Genomic DNA, 16,776 nt, shown 5'->3' with positions numbered 1-16,776 from the left:
GGACGCAATACCCTGTGGCTACCAGGAACTGACCACGCTAGTATTGCTGTACAAACCATTCTCGATAGACAGCTAGAAGCTGAAGGCAAAACCCGCTATGACTTGGGACGGGAAAAGTTTCTTGAACTGGCTTGGGAGTGGAAGGAAGAATCAGGTGGCACCATCGTTAACCAGCTGAGGCGTTTGGGGGTTTCGGTGGATTGGTCCCGGGAACGGTTCACTATGGATGAAGGCTTATCGAAAGCGGTAATTGAAGCCTTTGTCCAACTTTATGATCAGGGACTGATTTACCGGGGCGAATATATGGTCAACTGGTGTCCAGCTTCCCAATCCGCTGTCTCAGATTTGGAAGTGGAAAATAAGGAAGTAGATGGGCATTTGTGGCATTTTCGATATCCCCTTACTGATAGCAATGGTTTTGTGGAAGTAGCTACGACTAGACCAGAAACTATGTTGGGAGATACGGCGGTTGCAGTTAATCCTAATGATGAACGCTACCAGGATTTAATTGGTAAAACTCTAACCTTGCCAATTATGGGACGAGAAATTCCGATTATTGCTGATGAGTTGGTTGATCCAGGGTTTGGCACCGGTTGTGTCAAGGTAACTCCTGCCCATGACCCTAATGACTTTCAAATGGGTCAGCGTCATAATCTGCCATTCATTAACATCATGAATAAGAATGGCACGTTAAATGAAAAGGCTGGCCCTTTCCAAGGACAAGACCGGTTTGAAGCCCGGAAAAATGTGGTGAAGCAGCTGGAAGCAGAAGAGCTGTTGGTTAAGGTAGAGGACTACAAACATACGGTACCCTATAGCGATCGCGGAAAGGTTCCTGTTGAACCCCTAATCTCAACGCAATGGTTTGTCAAAATTCGCCCCCTAGCTGACCGAGCCCTAGAGTCTCTTGACCAGCACCATTCACCAGTATTTATCCCGGAACGTTGGACTAAGGTTTACCGAGATTGGCTGGTGAAATTAAAAGACTGGTGCATCTCCCGCCAACTCTGGTGGGGACACCAAATCCCGGCTTGGTATGTGGTAAGTGAAACCAATGGCACAATCACTAGCGAGACTCCGTTTATTGTGGCTCACCATGAAGCAGAGGCTAAGAAGAAAGCAATAGCAAAATTTGGAGAAAATGTCAAGCTAGAGCAAGACTCAGATGTGCTGGATACCTGGTTTTCTTCAGGATTGTGGCCATTCTCGACTATGGGGTGGCCTGAGGAGACCAAGGATTTGAAGACTTACTATCCCACTACCACCCTGGTAACAGGTTTTGACATCATTTTCTTCTGGGTTGCCCGCATGACCATGATGGCAGGACATTTTACGGGTCAAATGCCGTTTAAGAGTGTTTACATCCACGGGCTAGTGCGGGATGAGAACAATAAGAAAATGTCTAAGTCGGCTAATAATGGTATTGACCCCTTAATCCTGATTGACAAGTATGGTACGGATGCCGTGCGCTATACTTTGGTTCGGGAAGTGGCAGGTGCAGGTCAAGATATCCGATTAGAGTATGACCGCAAGACGGATGAGTCAGCTTCTGTAGAAGCATCCCGCAATTTTGCCAATAAACTGTGGAATGCAGCCCGGTTTGTAATGCTAAACCTTGATGGTAAGACTCCCGAAGAGTTGGGTCAACCAACAGTAGAGGCATTGGAATTATGCGATCGCTGGATTCTTTCCCGTTTTCATCAAGTGGTGCGTCAAACTAGGGATTATCTAGATGGTTATGGCTTGGGAGAAGCGGCTAAGGGACTTTATGAGTTCATCTGGGGTGATTTTTGTGATTGGTACATTGAACTGGTTAAATCTAGGCTGCGTCAGGATGCCAATTCTGCGTCGCGGGTTGTGGCACAGCAAACTCTAGCTTGCGTTTTAGAGGGTATCCTAAAGCTACTCCATCCATTCATGCCCCATATCACTGAAGAAATCTGGCACACCTTGACCCAGAAATCTGGGGAGGTGTTGGCGCTACAACCTTATCCTATAGAGTACCTAGATGGTCAAACTGAGGAACAGGAACTACAGACAACGGAAAGCGAACTGCTAACCGATAATAAATCCGATTATCCTGATGCCCAATCACCGAGGTCAGGAACATCTTTGTCTAAGGAAAAGGAAATCTCTAAGCAAAGTGTAGCTGTATTGTTTAAAGTGCGAGAAATTTCTAGGAAGTTGTTCGAGGACTACAAAGAACCGATAATCGCAGCAGGGTTGGTTGTCGGAGGAATTATTGCCCTGAATATCCTCACAGCCTTCGTGGGTGCGCTCAATCGCATTTCCTTAGTCTCAACTAGTTTAGAACTGATTGGTCTAGGATATGCCATTTGGTTTGTTTCCCGTTATGTGCTCAAGGCTGAAAATCGTCAAGAGTTATCTCAAAAAATTCAATCCATCAAAGCAGAAATTGTTGGCCAGGAAGACACTCAGCAATCTTCGGAATTGAAGGAAATCGAGTCCAAAATGGGGATTATTGATGGAAATATCAAACAGGGAGAAGATATTAAAGATATAGAAGATATCAAAGATATAGAAGAGGGAGACGTTAAAATAGACCATGACCTTTCGTCAATAGGCAATACCCACTCTTCAATATCCCCAAGTTCTCTAATTGACTCAGAACTAGAGCAAAGGTTTGAGCTGCTGATTGGTACAATCCGTACTATCCGCAACCTCCGGGCTGAGGCAGAGATTAAACCAGGGGTGACCGCACCTGTTATTCTGCAAAGCAGCAACAGTGACGAACGTCAAATTTTGGAGGCGGGTCTTGCCTATATCAAAGACTTAGGTAAGGTCAATCAATTAACCATCACTCCAGCCTTGGACAAAGAGGTTAAAAATACCATGGCGGGTGTAGTCGGTACTGTCCAGGTGCTAATTCCCCTAACTGGTGTGGTGGATGTGGATGCTCTACGGGCTAAGTTAGAAAAGAAGTTACGTAAAGTAGAGGCGGAAGTCAAATCCTTGTCTGGGCGTCTGGGTAATAAGAACTTTGTGAGTAAAGCTCCAGAAGCTGTGGTTAAGGGTGCTCAAGAGGCTTTAGCTGAGGCTAAAAAGCAAGAGTCTATTTTACGCGATCGCTTAAATAGACTTTAAACAGATTTCAATCAAACCGATAATGCTACACCTAGCTCAAGTTCAAGACAATGATGATTTTGGCGGGCTCCAATTACAACTACTTGCCCGCCAAAACTCTGATCAATTCTGGGAAGTCATTGAGCCAAGACCTGTGGCGTTTACTAATTCCCAAGCTTTTAAAGAAGGTTGCTTAGTCTTAATCGATCTGGCTGAAACTCAAGAGGTGATCACTATTCAATCTGCCACCGATTGGGTGTTAGATTTAGTCAAGAAGTATTTAACAGCTGAGGTTAAGTCTACCTTTTTAGAGGAAGAAATGAAACGGGCTGAACAATGGCGGCAAGAGCTAACCTTGAAAAGCCAAGGGTTAGATATCCGCGATTTAGAAGTAGAAGCACGTCGCGAAAAAATTGAAGCCTTAGCAGAAAACTTGAAATTGGAAAAGCAACAGCTGGAGCAAAAGGTAGCCCAATTGGAGGCTCAAATTGATGAAGCTGGTAATGAGTAAAGGGAATAGGGAATAGGGAATAGGGAATAGGGAATAGGGAATAGGGAATAGGGAATAGGGAATAGGGAGTAGGGAATAGGGAAACAGAAATATGTATTAACCGTTACTTCGACTTTTATAACCAGGAAACTAAAAAAGTAATTTGTCAAGTAATTCGTAGTCATCCCCCATTATACCCGTGAGGGTTAACGGGGGATGACGATACTACCAAAACATCCTGAAATGTTAGAGCCTCCCTTTTCTTGCATAGAGGGTGAAACTCAGAGACTGGATTTATCCAGTCGTGTCCATCTCTTTTCTTATCCAATTTTCCAGAAATTCCCCAACACTAGTATTTGACTCTTTAGCTGACAATTGAAGCCACTTCCACGCAGCCCCGGTAAGCCAAACTGTATGGGGCTTTTTTAGTTCATCATGATGTACGGGTATCCCCCTCATCCTTTTTTTTGTTTTCCGCTCATTTGTTGTTGACATGTTTAGAACCAACGTCTATACTGAAGGTATTCTAACAAACCAAGGAGGTGATGACAAATGTATAGGACGGTTTCAGTAAGAGCTGACTTCTCAGACGAGGATAAAGCTTTCTGGGTGTTCCAATGTGAAAATGCTAACAACTTATGGAATTGTGCGACTTATTATTCTAAACAAAAGCATTACAAATGGTTAGAACAGCAACCAGAAGCTTATACAACTTATTGGAAAGATGAAATTCTGCGCTATGGCTGGAAAACTTACAAGTGCAGCACCAAATACGCAGAACTTTGTAGAGAACTGAAAGATAACCCACATTACAAGGCCATGGCCGCTCAGTCGGCACAACAAACCCTTAAATCTGTAGCCGAGTCAATCACAAGTTATAACCAACTTGTCGGTCTATACTACAAAGGCCAAGTAGATAGACCAAAACTTCTTAGGTACCGAAAGAAAGGGGGATTGGCTGCTGTTACTTTTCCTAGACAGGCTCTCACTTACAAAGAAGGTCTGTTTTGTCCGTCAATAAGTAAAGAAAGCAAACCAGATCTGCTTACTAAAATTACTTTGCAAGCTCCAGATTTCATTGATCCAGATTGGGTCAATGAAGTAACTGTTCGCCCATATCTGGGGCAGCTGTGGATCGATTGGGTAATTGATGACGGAAAGAAACCGGTAGAGAGTAACCCAAATCTTGATTACTCACAGGCATGGAGTTTTGATCACGGTGGCGATAATTGGCTGACCGGAGTTTCGACCCACGGAAAAAGCCTAATCATTGATGGTCGTAAGCTTAAATCAATGAACCAAGGGTATGCTCGTTTGGTTGCAAAGTATAAAACTGGTAAGCCCGAGTTTTATTGGGATTCCAATCTCGATCGTGTCCAACGGAAACGAAACAACCAGATGCGAGATGCAATTAATAAAGCCGCCAGGTTTATTATTAACCGTTGTCTTAGTGATCGCGTAGGAAACTTGATAATTGGCTGGAACGAACGCCAAAAAGATTCAATCAATATAGGAAAGCGGGGCAATCAGAACTTTGTAGTTATCCCAACAAAAAGATTAATCAATAGACTTGAACAACTTTGCCCTGAATATGGGATTAAGCTGACAATTACCGAAGAAGCGTACACCAGTAAAGCGTCTTGCCTAGACAAAGACAGCCTTCCAAATTATGGTGAAAAACCCAAGAACTGGAAACCGTCAGGGAAAAGAGTGAAGCGTGGATTGTACAAAACTTCTTCTGGGTGCCTGATTAACGCTGATTGTAATGGAGCGACTAACATCGCTAGAAAAGTAGCCACACAGCTAGGTATTGATCTAGCCAAGGTGAGTAGGGAATTTTTGACAGTTCCACATCGATATGACATTTTCAAATCCCTGAAAAAATCATATCGAACGAGGTTGTTACGTAGCACGGTTTCAACCTGCCACGTAACAACCTCGTAGAATCCCCCGTGTTTCAACCGGGGGAGATGTCAACAATGAATTTGACTCAAAATATACCGCAAGCGGTCATAATCATCCTTAAGTAAGACACTCAAGGTTCGTCCGGCCTTGACTAACCAGTCACGGTCGGTCTGACGAAGACGATAAACTTCTCTAATCACAGCTGCTGTCAGGGGGTCTACTGGGGCACCATTCACTTCCAAAAGTGTTCGCAAAAAATCCAACTGTTCACTAAAGTGAATAACCTCTGATGGTTCACACTGGTAGACAGGTTGATGAATTTGCGGTGGACGGGGTGGAAGATACTGATAGACTCGACCGTGATGGTTGCTAAAACCATTAACACCCTCTTCCGAAGACATAAACCCAACGATGGCAGCACGAAACTCAGTTTTGAGCATGGCAAAAATCTGAGGCTGCTGCTCACGTAATTCTGCCAGTGACAATCCTAAAGCTGTTGCTCGATGAACCGAGTCAATCGGGCTAGTCGTAGCATAATAAACTACAGCAAAAATTTGATTACCTGACTCATCATCTACAGATTTTACCCAGCTGCCAAAGGGAGGCATGACCGGAAAGCTTAGATCTTCTGGCTCTAAACATTGAGCTAGAAATTCTGTAGTTGCTGTTTCAATCACCTCAGCAAGGTGATGTTCTGAGCGATTGCTGGGAGTAAACTGGGGTAAGGGAAGGCGCATGGTTTAGGGATTAGTCATGATTAGTCATTAGTCATTAGTTATTGATCTCTTTGATCTATGCCTGTCCACTAACCCTTTTTACCAATTTTTGGTTTCACCTCTTCGATTTCCGACAGCTGAAACGTCACTAGTTTATCCCAGTTACCTCCTTCAAACAGCACAGCTGCTTTACCATCACTAACCCGCTGTACTAGCCCCTCAAAGCGATAATAGGTATCGTCTACATTAATTACGCGAACTATAGAACCTGGAAAAATCATGAGTGCCTAAAAACTTAGATTTCCTTTACTAGGATAGGAGCTATTGGACTTATTAGTCATCCAGTATCTTATAACCCATAACTCATTGAAACTTCAATCGCTGTCGATAATTGGCCACTGCTTGGGCTAACCCTAGGCCAAGAAAGTTGGTTAGTAGGGCTGAACGACCGTAACTGAGTAAAGGTAGAGGAATTCCTGTGATGGGAGCTAAGCCAATAGTCATCCCAATGTTGATCACGGTTTGAAACACAATCATTGAGAGCACGCCAATTGTTACCAGAGAGCCAAAGTTGTCTTTAGCATTCTGAGCAATCAGCACCAAGCGTAGGCACAACCACCACAAGGCTAATAAAATACACAAGCAACCTACAAAGCCTAGTTCTTCACCAATGGCTGAGAAAATGAAGTCAGTATGCTGTTCCGGGATAAAGTGGAGTTGAGTTTGAGTTCCCTGGTTGAGTCCCCTTCCCCAAAGTTGACCAGCACCGATACCAATCCGAGACTGAATTAGGTGATACCCTCCTCCTAGAGGGTCTAGATCGGGGTTTAAAAAGAGCGTTAATCGGTCTTTTTGATAGTCCTTCAAAAGATTCCAGAAGACTTTTCCTAAAGGTCCGACAACTAGGTTAATAACCAGGGTACCCAAGGCTCCTAACCAGCGCCAAGGGAGACTGAGGAAGGCAATCAGTGTGATTACAGCAGCCCAGGTATACCATGCAGGTGAAGATATACTGAAGACAATGGCTGACACCAGAGGGGAAATCAACACGACCAACCAGGCGGGATTGGCATTTGCCCAGTAAAGCATACTCAAGGTAATTGCCCCAAACACCAAGGATGTTCCGAGATCAGGCTGCCCAAACACTAATGCCCAAGGTAATATAGTTACTGCTAAAGCTGCTATTACTGCTGGAATGCTAGTAGCTGGTCGTTTGTGCAAGATGGCAGCTAGAGTAATAATCAACCCGATCTTGGCAAATTCTGAGGGTTGAACATTAAACCCTCCAATGGTAACCCAACGCTGAGCACCTTTAGCACTAGCACCGATCATCATTACAGCAATTAAGGACAGATTGGTGATCCCGTAAATTAACCAATGCCATTGGATCAGGGATTGATAGCGCGATCGCGAAATGAATAGAGCGATGAACAATCCAATACTACCAATGAGCAAGTGGGAGAGCCAGTAGTTTTCAGGATTGTCGATGGCTGCAGAGCGAATCATCACTGCCCCAAAGAGGGTCAGCCCCACAGTCAGGAATAACAGTTGCCAGTCTAATTCCTGCCAGGGGGCCCAAAACAGCCGCCAACGAATACTATTTCTAATTTTAAATTTATTAAATTTATTAATTTGTACCATCAGTTATGAGGTATGAGCTATAGCAAAGGGAACAGGGAATAGGGAATAGGGAATAGGGAACAGGGAGCAGGGAGCAGGGAGTAGAGAATAAAAATTCTCACAATTTATTTAGGGTTCCTATATTAGCTATGAGCTATTAGGTATTAACCCTGAGAAAATTGTTAATGGTGATTTTCCATTTTCTATTTTTCAGTTATGCCTTTGTTAATTAGAAAGGGCAGCAATGGAAACTTTGGCAGCAATCTGAGATGCGATCGCTACCAGTGCTTTAGCGGAGGCTGACTCTGGATTCCCCACAGCGATGGGCAATCCTTGATCTCCTCCCTGCCGTAGGGAAATTTCTAGGGGAATACAACCGAGCAAGGGAATACCTAGTTCTTTTGATGTTTTTTCACCTCCTCCAGAGCCAAACAGGTCATACTGACGCTCGGGCAAGTCTGGTGGGATAAAGTAACTCATATTTTCTATGATTCCCAACACGGGGACTCCCATTTGCTCGAACATTTTCAACCCTCGGCGGGAGTCTAACAGAGCCACATTTTGGGGTGTTGTCACAATTACGGCTCCTGCCATCGGTACTGCTTGGGCTAAGGTTAGCTGAGCATCCCCAGTTCCTGGTGGCATATCCACAATCAGATAGTCCAATTCACCCCACTCTACCTGATAGAGGAACTGGCGAATAATCCCATTTAACATTGGTCCGCGCCAAATAACTGGCTGGTCTGGATCAATTAGAAATCCCATGGACACTAGCTTGACACCGTGGTTGAAGGCTGGCTCGATCACATCCCCCTGTTTTCCTTTCTGAACCATGACTTTGGCATCAGCTAATCCCAGCATGGCTGGAGCATTGGGACCATAGATATCAGCGTCTAGGAGACCCACTTTAGCCCCCAACTGAGCCAAAGCAACTGCCACATTTACCGCAACAGTACTCTTACCAACGCCTCCCTTACCACTGGAAATTGCTAAAATATTTTTTACCCCCTCAATACCAGTGCGGTCAGGCAAGGATTTTTGCTGAGGTGTTTCAGCGGTAACATCCACCACTACCTCTTCTACTCCCGATAGCTGTTTTACTGCCTTCTGGCAATCCTCTACAATAAATTCCCGCAAGGGACAGGCTGGGGTGGTCAACACTAAGGTAAAACTGACTGTACCGTTGTCAACCTTGACATTGCGGATCATATTTAATTCCACCAAACTCTTCTGGAGTTCGGGGTCTTGTACTGGTCGTAATACGTCTAAAACTGAATTTGTATCAAGCATGACAGATAGGCGGGCATAGCGTGTGTGAGCTAAGGCCACGAGTTAGGGGCTACGGTTAGATTGTAGAGCTTTTACGAGGCGCAGTGATTCCCAATCAGACTAAGAAAATAGACCATTGAGGCGATCGTTACCAACTGTCTCCAACTATTTTTGATTATTTTTATATTTGACTCACAGCCTAACCCTTAAGGGGGGTTAGGGGTAATTCCTACTCCCTGAAAACTGAAAACTATGTACTTAATAAAATCGTAAACCCCGATAAAATCTCATGTCAATCAATACTATAGCGTTAATTATACTTATTAAGTACATTCAAGTTTATTATCCCTGTCTTGATGCAGTCGGTGATGGGTGAAACTCCTTCATGTCATAGAACCTGTCACTACTCCCTACTCCCTAAAACCCACCGGCTTAAGTACCTCATGGGATTGATACATACTATAGGTGTTGCCCCCCAGTTGATAGTGAAGAGAAACTATCGCCGAGGCCGACTTAAAATTTTGTAAAACTACAACTCTCCCTTGTGATAGCTAGATTACAGCCCGATCGAAATCGCAAAAGTGCTCAAAAATTTTGTCGCTTGCACAAACTATGTTATTCTACAAGAGGTCTAAATGCTAGGGATAAATATGGACTTAACGAGAGACCTCTTAAAGGAAGTTGTCTGGTGGAGCTGTGCTCCCAGTCCGGTCTCTGATCACGATGATTCCGATTATCCTGATCAACCATCCCTAGCCAAAATAAAGGAGTTCGACTTTGGAAAACAATGTTGTCATGGGGTTTATCACCCGATGATGACTAAAATTTTTCCAACTCTTCCGCACTAGAGGTTTCTCTTGATAGGAGTTGGGCTGATAACTACTTTCTAGCCCTCTAGACATCAGAGATGTCAAAAGTTGTCAACAACAAGAGGTATTTATTTTGAAGACAACCATTGCTGAACCCAAAAGTGCCAAGGCAGTTAATAGTTTTGATGCGATCAAGGAAGCCCACAAGCTTTCTGGAAAGGCTGAAGATATCAAGCAATACTACGATCAATGGTCAAGGGCCTATGACCAAGATGTTGAGAATGAAGACTATTGTGGTCCGGATTACATTGCTGCCTATTTGGATTTGTTACCCAAGCAGGATGGCAAGTTTTTGAATTTACGGAATCCGGAAATCGAAATTTTAGATGCAGGCTGTGGGACAGGCCTTGTCGGTATGGCGTTACGTCGCAAAGGCTATCAAAATGTTGATGGGTTTGATTTGTCCCATGGCATGGTTGAAGAAGCTGAAAAAACCCAGGCTTATCGCAATTTAACCGGGGGATGCGATATGACTAAACCCATCGAAGCCTACCCGGATAATCGCTATGATGCTGCGATTAGTTGCGGAGTTTTCACCCTTGGTCATGTGCCTCCCACAGCCCTCGAAGAAATGATTCGCTTTACTAAGCCGGGGGGATTAGTGGTTGTGAGTACTCGTAAAAGTTATTACGACAGCACAGATTTTCAAGAGGTTTGCGATCAACTCCAAGCTGAAAACAAGGCCAAGCTTGTCAGCTCCATTATTGACGGCCCTTACATTGCTGAAGAAGGTGCTCACTACTGGGCTTTTAGGGTTTGCTAAAGGCTGAATGGTAAGCGCAGCAGCATAGGTGGCGAAGCCGGTAGGTTGGGTTGAACAATGAAACCCAACATGATCGCCTTAGTGGGACTTAAACGATAAAAAGACAAAAATTAGGGTATAATGTATGATAGAAGAACGTTTCACGTCGAAATTGCCCCCATGAGAGAAACTAGCCCCTCTGCGATGCCCCCGAGCTAAAGAAAAATGGTGCAAGCGTTTCGATGATTGCTTCAAAACGAAGGCTCAAAAAACCGGGTTTAGACACGCTCATTGGGGGATTATTAGGGGAAAGTGAGAGGAAAAACCTGACACAGATGGCTGATAACGCGATTGGAGTAGTTTATAACCGATTACACCATTTCTTAACCGATGCCCCTTGGTCAGGGAGTCAAATCAATGAACGCCGTTTAGAGTTGATGAACAAATGTTCTCTTTCCTCGGATCAGTCGGGGATTTGCATTGATTTTGGACGACTCAGGACTCGCGAAAAAGTGGTAACTTGACGCTTCGGAGTGGGAAGGCAATATATCGGAGAAATCGGAAAGACAGACAATGGAATAGTCTTAGTAACAACCCATCTTTACGATGGCAAAAAAAGCTTACCATTAGACCATTAGTTGTATCAACACGCGACTTCCTTACCCAATGGAAATAAAGATGAAGAATTTAAGAAGAAGCCCGATTTAGGGATAGAGTTAATTGACCGGAGTTTAGCCCGAGGATATCGTCCGGGAATCGTCCTAATTGATGCGGGGTATGGCAATAACACAACCTTGTCTTGATGCAGTCGCTCATGGGGGAAACCCCCAAGACCGCGCTGCATCGCTTCTGAAGAAACTGGAAGAAAGGAATCTAAAGTATTTAGGAGGAGTGGCAAAAAATGCGCCAAAGGCGCACGCTACGCGAACGGAAATTAATTATAAAAAATGAGTTAAATATTGAGATAGAAATACGTATAGACGAATTAGCAAAAAGCCTATCCAAAGAGGAGTTTGAGGAAGTTGAACTCAACGAACGATAAATCGAAAACCGTTTGGGTGGCAACAGTGAAGGCTCAGATATCTGGTCTAGAAGGAGAAAGGACAATGGCTATCGTAATGAATGCTAGTTCTTGGGAAGAAGCAACAGACATTGATTATTTGAGCACCAATGTTGATTCAGATAAAGTAACAAAACAGTGGGGAGTAATGACCTACTCTCAAAGAAATTGGGTGGAAGTATTTTATCGGGAAGCAAAGGGTTGGCTAGGGTTGAAAGAATACCAAGTCAGGGATAAAATAAGTCTAGTTCGCCATTTGATACTAGTATTTTGTGCCTACACTTTTATTCTTTGGCATAAGTTAACTGGGGGATTACGAAGGCGATGGGCGTTCCAAACCTTGGCCAAAGGCCACGCTACGCGAATGAATACTTTTACAGAAGCCTTGGAGGCTTTTCGTACAGCTATGTCTTTTCGTTTCTTTGTTCGCGTAGCGTGTGCAAAGCACATATGGGTGACTCACAATCGGCAGGTGTTTGCTGCTTATAAAGCCAGTTTAGGCTTCATTTGGGGTTGATTTTTGTTTAAGTCCCACTAGAGGTTTCTCTTGATAGGAGTTGGGCTGATAACTACTTTCTAGCCCTCTAGACATCAGAGATGTCAAAAGTTGTCAACAACAAGAGGTATTTATTTTGAAGACAACCATTACTGAACCCAAAAGTGCCAAGACAGTTAATAGTTTTGATGCGACTAAGGAAGTCCACAAGCTCTCTGGAAAGGCTGACCATCTTAAGCAATACTACGATCAATGGTCAAGGGCTTATGACCAAGATGTGGAGAATGAAGACTATTGTGGCCCGGATTACATTGCTGCCTATTTGGATTTGTTACCCAAGCACGATGGTAAGTTTTTGAATTTCCCCAATCTGGAAATCGAATGTTTTTGCGAGCGACTTGATTATACCATGATATGTTAACTGTTGACACAGCTACAAGTGGTGCCCGCAGTCAAGGGGGTAAAACCTATGGAAAAGAAGCTCTGAAATTGGGTGTAGAGCAGATACTTTATGTTTTGGGTTAAGCAATCGCGGTGTATGAATAGTCATCCCCAAAGTTGACAAATTGTTAATATACCCGAATGTAAATTGCTGATTAGTGAAACTGAAAAACTAAGGAAAAAAATGTTGAAAGAACAAGTCAATCAATATACTGGCATTAGCGAATATTACGATCTTTTGATGACAGCAGGTTATTATGATTACGAAGCTCAAACCGATTCTCTAGCTCACATATTAAAATCATGTAATTCTGTTCTGGAATTAGGCGTCGGAACCGGATTAGTCGCTGAAAAATTAATTGAAAAATTGCCTGAAATTGATTTTGTGGGAATTGATTTCACTGAAAGTATGTTAATCCAAGCACAAAAACGCCTGCCAAAAAACATTGATTTACGCCATGAAAATGTATTAACCATGGATTTGTGCAAAAAGTTTGATGCAGCTTTTTCCAATGGAGGAATTTGGTATTTTATTGACAACCATGAAAAAGACTATATTTTTTGTAGCCATTTACCAAAAATACAAAATATTATCAATAGTTTCCATAATGTAGCAAATCACTTGAACAATCAAGGAAGCTTAATTTTTAGTGTTCAAGGTGTTCATCAGGATTATGAAGAAAGTTTACCCGATGAAATAACTTATAGTCAAAAAATATTCCCACTTCCTTATGATAAGTTTGATAAACACTATAGTTTTCATCGAAATAAAATGCTCTTGGCAAAGCAAACTTGTAAATATCAGCTCTTGCCAGAATCAATGGCTCAAATATTATTGCATGAATGTGGTTTTGAGTTTCAAGATATAACTGCATGTAAGCAATATCATGTCTATAATAAAGTAATTTAAACAGGCTTAAGCTGTTCAGCATTTAGATTGGGATACCTCAATTAATCTAATCACAGGGAACAGAAAAAAGCGGGTGTGGGAACAGGTAATAACCAATTTAAATGCACATCAGCTTAATAATATCAAAAATAAATTTTGTTTGGATATTGAAAAACATGAATAAAATAGGCTTTATAGGTGTTGGTAACATGGGAAATCCCATGGCACGAAATTTACTTGAAGCAGGTTTTTCTTTGGTTGTGCATGATTTACGTCCGGCATCAGCAGAAAACCTGATAAAAAAAGGAGCAAAATGGGCAGAATCACCAGAAGTCGTTGCTCGTCAAACAGATGCAGTGATTACAATGTTACCCAATCCTGCAGCAGTGGAAAGCGTTCTTTTGGGTGAGAAAGGACTATTAAAAAGTTTAAGTCCCAATTCAACTTGGATTGATTGTACGACCAATTCTCCCACCTCATTCCAACGAATTGCAGAAGAAGCTATTTCTGTGGGGGTTAAGGTACTGGAGGCACCCGTAACCAATGCAGTAGATGGGGCAGAAAGAGGAGAATTAATCTTTTTCGTTGGTGGTGAGCTTGAGGTATTTGAACAAGCAAAGCCTATTCTTGAACCCATGGCAGAACAAATTTTTTATGCAGGAGGTTTAGGAACGGGAAATATAACTAAGCTAATTACTAATATGCTCTGGTTTATCAATGCTTGTGCAATCGGAGAAGCACTTGTTATTGGAGAAAAAGCTGGTATTCCACTTACTAATTTATCGGAAATGATTAAAGCAAGTGCTGGCAACAGTTGGGTTGCACAGCATGATATTCCATCTATCTTTGCAGGACATTATGATCCATCCTTTACTCTTAAACTGTGTGTCAAAGATTTGCGGCTTATTGATGAACTTGCTCAACAATACAATATACCTTTAATGATGGGAAATCAAGCTAGAAGTATTTTTCAGTCTGCCCAGGCAAAATATGGTCACGACAAAGGAGAAATGTCTGTGGTTAAACTGTTAGAAGATATTGTAGGAGTATCTTTGCAAATTAATCAAGTAAGTAAGGATTAAGCTTTCAAATATAGATAATAAAGAAGGATGAATGTGACCCAATTATTTGCGCTTTCATCCAAAGCATAAAATAATAATACGTGAATTAACAAAAATGGATAAAATATTAGCTTTGTGGGCATTGCCACGATCAACGTCTACTGCATTTGAGCGTATGATGCGAGAAAGAGGGGATTTTTCAGTACATGACGAACCTTTTGGGTTATCTTTTTACTACAGTCAAGAGCGTCGTAACACTACCCGTTATCCAGAAGCGGAGTTAAATCCTGAAAATAGTTTTAATTCAATCTTAGCAAAGTTAAAGCAAGAAACTGAAAATAAGCCCGTTTTTATTAAAGACATGGGCTACTATGTTACCCATATAGCTAACCCGGAGTTTTTGTCTAATTTTGAGAATACTTTTTTAATAAGAAATCCAGAAAAATCTCTGCCGTCAATTTTTAAAAATTGGCCTGATTTTACCTTAGAAGAAACTGGATATGCTGAACTAAATAGGCTGTTTGAAACAGTGAACGAAATGACTGGTAAAGTTCCAATATTAATAGATTCAGATGATTTAGTCCAAAAACCTGAAGCAACGGTGAAGGCTTATTGTGAGGCTGTGGGTATCTCTTTTATTAAAGAAGCTCTAGCATGGAAAGCTAAGCCTCAACCTGAAATCAATCAATGGGAAGGTGGATGGCATGATTATACTCAATCTAGTCAAGGATTTAAAGAACGAGAAAAAAAAGATTATGCCAAAATTGAAGACCATGAACATTTAAAGCAAGCTTATGAGTTTTGTTTGCCTTACTACCAAAAGCTCTACGAACAGCGCCTTTGTATTTAATAAAAATTCATAAAAAAAGATAGATAAAAATTTTTTACATTTATCTAATTAACAAAAGTCAAATACCTCAATGCTTAAAACTCACTCAGGCAACGAAGAACACAAACGCCTCTACAACATCTGCTTATAACATGGTTTTTTATATTTGAAGTATCATGGTATTTTTGCAGATTTAGTTAAACAAACCATCGACAGAAATCGTAACTTTTTCCAGTTGCCAGAGGACATTAAAAAAGCCTATGGCCAAGACAAACAAACCGTTTATCCCAACACCTCTAGGGGCTACATTCCCCTTTATGGCGAAACCTTCCATGAAGATGTTGGTCCTGATCCCAAGGAAGTTTTTGACCAAGGCAATCGAACATCCACCTTCAGACAAGCCGTTTACTGGTCCGACCTTGATTCCTGATGATACTGTAGCACCTGGTTTTGCTGCATCCCACTATCAGCTTCAAGGGGAAATTATGACTAAAATTGTTCCCCACCTTCTTAGGGCACTGGCTGTTGCTTTGAACCTTGACCCGGATTGGTTTGAGCCTTATTTTGATGATCCAATCCTGATCCATCGAACTATTTACTACCCCTCGGAAAGTGGTGTGGCAGGAAAACATACAGACAACGGTATTTTCACTGTGTTAATCCAAGAATATTTTCCCACTCCTTCCCTGCGGGTTTATACTAAAAATGCCTGGATTGATGCGGTCTGTTTAGAAGATGCTTTTGTGATTAATTTGGGGGATATGTTGCAACTTTGGACAAATGGTTTGTTTGTGAGTACTCCCCACGAAGTGATTCATACACTCTCCAGGAGTCGGATTTCGATTCCTTTCTTTGTTTATCCAGATGTCAACGCAACGTTTGAACCGATCGGAACCAATAAAAAGATCAATGCTACTGACATTATGCTGAAAAACTTTAATTCAATTTGGGTGAATAAAACAGGGGCAGGTAGGGCTAAAGAATTAAAGTAATCAGGATTTTGTAGATAAGTTATAGGGATAATAGCTGACTTGTCGCCCCCTCAGCCTTGGTTCACTGGTTGACCATACCCCCTAAACCCCACCCGCGACACCCGGTCTTCTTTTTCCCCTTCTTGTCCCCTGCTTGAGCGAACCCATGTTTTGCGAACCCACGTTTTGCGATCGCATTAATCTTTATCTGTACAATCCCATCTCAATCCTCAAATAGCTCTTTATTTCCTTAAAGGTGCTGACTTGAGTCAATTTTGATATAACCAAGACACAAAATCCCCCTCACCTTCAAAATCCAACAACCTGAGCAGGT

The 16,776-nt window shown here is 42.3% G+C and carries 14 protein-coding genes and 2 pseudogenes; 11 read left to right on the top strand and 5 right to left on the bottom strand.

Annotated features, from left to right (window positions below; genetic code table 11):
* Positions 1-3,105 (top strand): valine--tRNA ligase (locus F6K49_RS22130; RefSeq protein WP_293100144.1); only part of this gene is annotated, 3,105 nt, incomplete at its 5' end.
* Positions 3,106-3,127: 22 nt separating this feature from the next.
* Positions 3,128-3,595 carry a hypothetical protein gene (locus F6K49_RS22125; protein ID WP_293038702.1) on the top strand — a complete coding sequence of 156 codons (468 nt, stop codon included), beginning with the start codon at positions 3,128-3,130 and terminating at the stop codon, positions 3,593-3,595.
* On the opposite strand, the gene F6K49_RS22120 is transcribed toward F6K49_RS22125, so the two are convergent.
* On the bottom strand, positions 3,568-3,759 hold the full coding sequence (locus F6K49_RS22120; RefSeq protein WP_293100140.1) for a hypothetical protein: 192 nt from the start codon (positions 3,757-3,759) through the stop codon (positions 3,568-3,570). The genes F6K49_RS22125 and F6K49_RS22120 overlap by 28 nt on opposite strands.
* 367 nt (positions 3,760-4,126) lie before the next feature.
* Between F6K49_RS22120 and F6K49_RS22115 the strand changes: the two are divergent.
* A pseudogene (locus F6K49_RS22115) lies at positions 4,127-5,507 on the top strand (transposase).
* A gap of 40 nt (positions 5,508-5,547) precedes the next feature.
* Here the strand turns inward: F6K49_RS22115 and F6K49_RS22110 are convergent.
* From F6K49_RS22110 to F6K49_RS22095, 4 genes are all read right to left on the bottom strand, one after another.
* Entirely contained in the window at positions 5,548-6,216 is a 669-nt protein-coding gene (locus tag F6K49_RS22110) for an HAS-barrel domain-containing protein (protein WP_293018089.1), read from the bottom strand.
* A 68-nt stretch (positions 6,217-6,284) separates the two neighbouring features.
* The gene (locus F6K49_RS22105) at positions 6,285-6,476 is read right to left on the bottom strand and encodes an NAD(P)H dehydrogenase subunit NdhS (protein ID WP_044493740.1); all 192 of its coding nucleotides are present in this window, start codon (positions 6,474-6,476) and stop codon (positions 6,285-6,287) included.
* Between the two features lie 82 nt (positions 6,477-6,558).
* Positions 6,559-7,836 carry a rod shape-determining protein RodA gene (rodA, locus tag F6K49_RS22100; RefSeq protein ID WP_293100137.1) on the bottom strand — a complete coding sequence of 426 codons (1,278 nt, stop codon included), beginning with the start codon at positions 7,834-7,836 and terminating at the stop codon, positions 6,559-6,561.
* Positions 7,837-8,040: 204 nt separating this feature from the next.
* Positions 8,041-9,105 carry an Mrp/NBP35 family ATP-binding protein gene (locus F6K49_RS22095; RefSeq protein ID WP_293100147.1) on the bottom strand — a complete coding sequence of 355 codons (1,065 nt, stop codon included), beginning with the start codon at positions 9,103-9,105 and terminating at the stop codon, positions 8,041-8,043.
* A 921-nt stretch (positions 9,106-10,026) separates the two neighbouring features.
* Between F6K49_RS22095 and F6K49_RS22090 the strand changes: the two genes are divergently transcribed.
* The 8 genes and pseudogenes from F6K49_RS22090 (at position 10,027) to F6K49_RS22055 (ending at position 16,463) form a co-directional block, all read left to right on the top strand.
* A complete protein-coding gene (locus F6K49_RS22090) occupies positions 10,027-10,716 on the top strand; it encodes a class I SAM-dependent methyltransferase (protein ID WP_293100134.1) in 690 nt (229 codons plus the stop codon).
* 159 nt (positions 10,717-10,875) lie between these two features.
* Positions 10,876-12,272, top strand: a pseudogene (locus F6K49_RS22085) (transposase).
* A gap of 115 nt (positions 12,273-12,387) precedes the next feature.
* Positions 12,388-12,672, top strand: a complete 285-nt coding sequence (locus F6K49_RS22080; RefSeq protein WP_293018083.1) for a hypothetical protein — start codon at positions 12,388-12,390, stop codon at positions 12,670-12,672.
* Between the two features lie 204 nt (positions 12,673-12,876).
* Positions 12,877-13,602 carry a class I SAM-dependent methyltransferase gene (locus F6K49_RS22075; RefSeq protein ID WP_293100129.1) on the top strand — a complete coding sequence of 242 codons (726 nt, stop codon included), beginning with the start codon at positions 12,877-12,879 and terminating at the stop codon, positions 13,600-13,602.
* A gap of 101 nt (positions 13,603-13,703) precedes the next feature.
* On the top strand, positions 13,704-14,663 hold the full coding sequence (locus F6K49_RS22070; RefSeq protein ID WP_293100125.1) for an NAD(P)-dependent oxidoreductase: 960 nt from the start codon (positions 13,704-13,706) through the stop codon (positions 14,661-14,663).
* 94 nt (positions 14,664-14,757) lie between these two features.
* Positions 14,758-15,492 (top strand): sulfotransferase family protein, encoded by a 735-nt coding sequence (locus F6K49_RS22065; RefSeq protein WP_293100122.1) that lies wholly within the window; start codon positions 14,758-14,760, stop codon positions 15,490-15,492.
* A gap of 145 nt (positions 15,493-15,637) precedes the next feature.
* The gene (locus tag F6K49_RS22060; protein ID WP_293100119.1) at positions 15,638-15,901 is read left to right on the top strand and encodes a 2-oxoglutarate and iron-dependent oxygenase domain-containing protein; all 264 of its coding nucleotides are present in this window, start codon (positions 15,638-15,640) and stop codon (positions 15,899-15,901) included.
* Positions 15,837-16,463: a 2OG-Fe(II) oxygenase family protein gene (locus F6K49_RS22055; protein ID WP_293100116.1), complete on the top strand. Its 627-nt coding sequence runs from the start codon at positions 15,837-15,839 to the stop codon at positions 16,461-16,463. The genes F6K49_RS22060 and F6K49_RS22055 overlap by 65 nt, the downstream gene beginning before the upstream one ends.
* The last annotated feature ends 313 nt before the right edge of the window (positions 16,464-16,776 follow it).

It is taken from the genome of Moorena sp. SIO3I6 (assembly GCF_010672095.1).
This window is presented reverse-complemented; position numbering and strand designations above follow the sequence as displayed.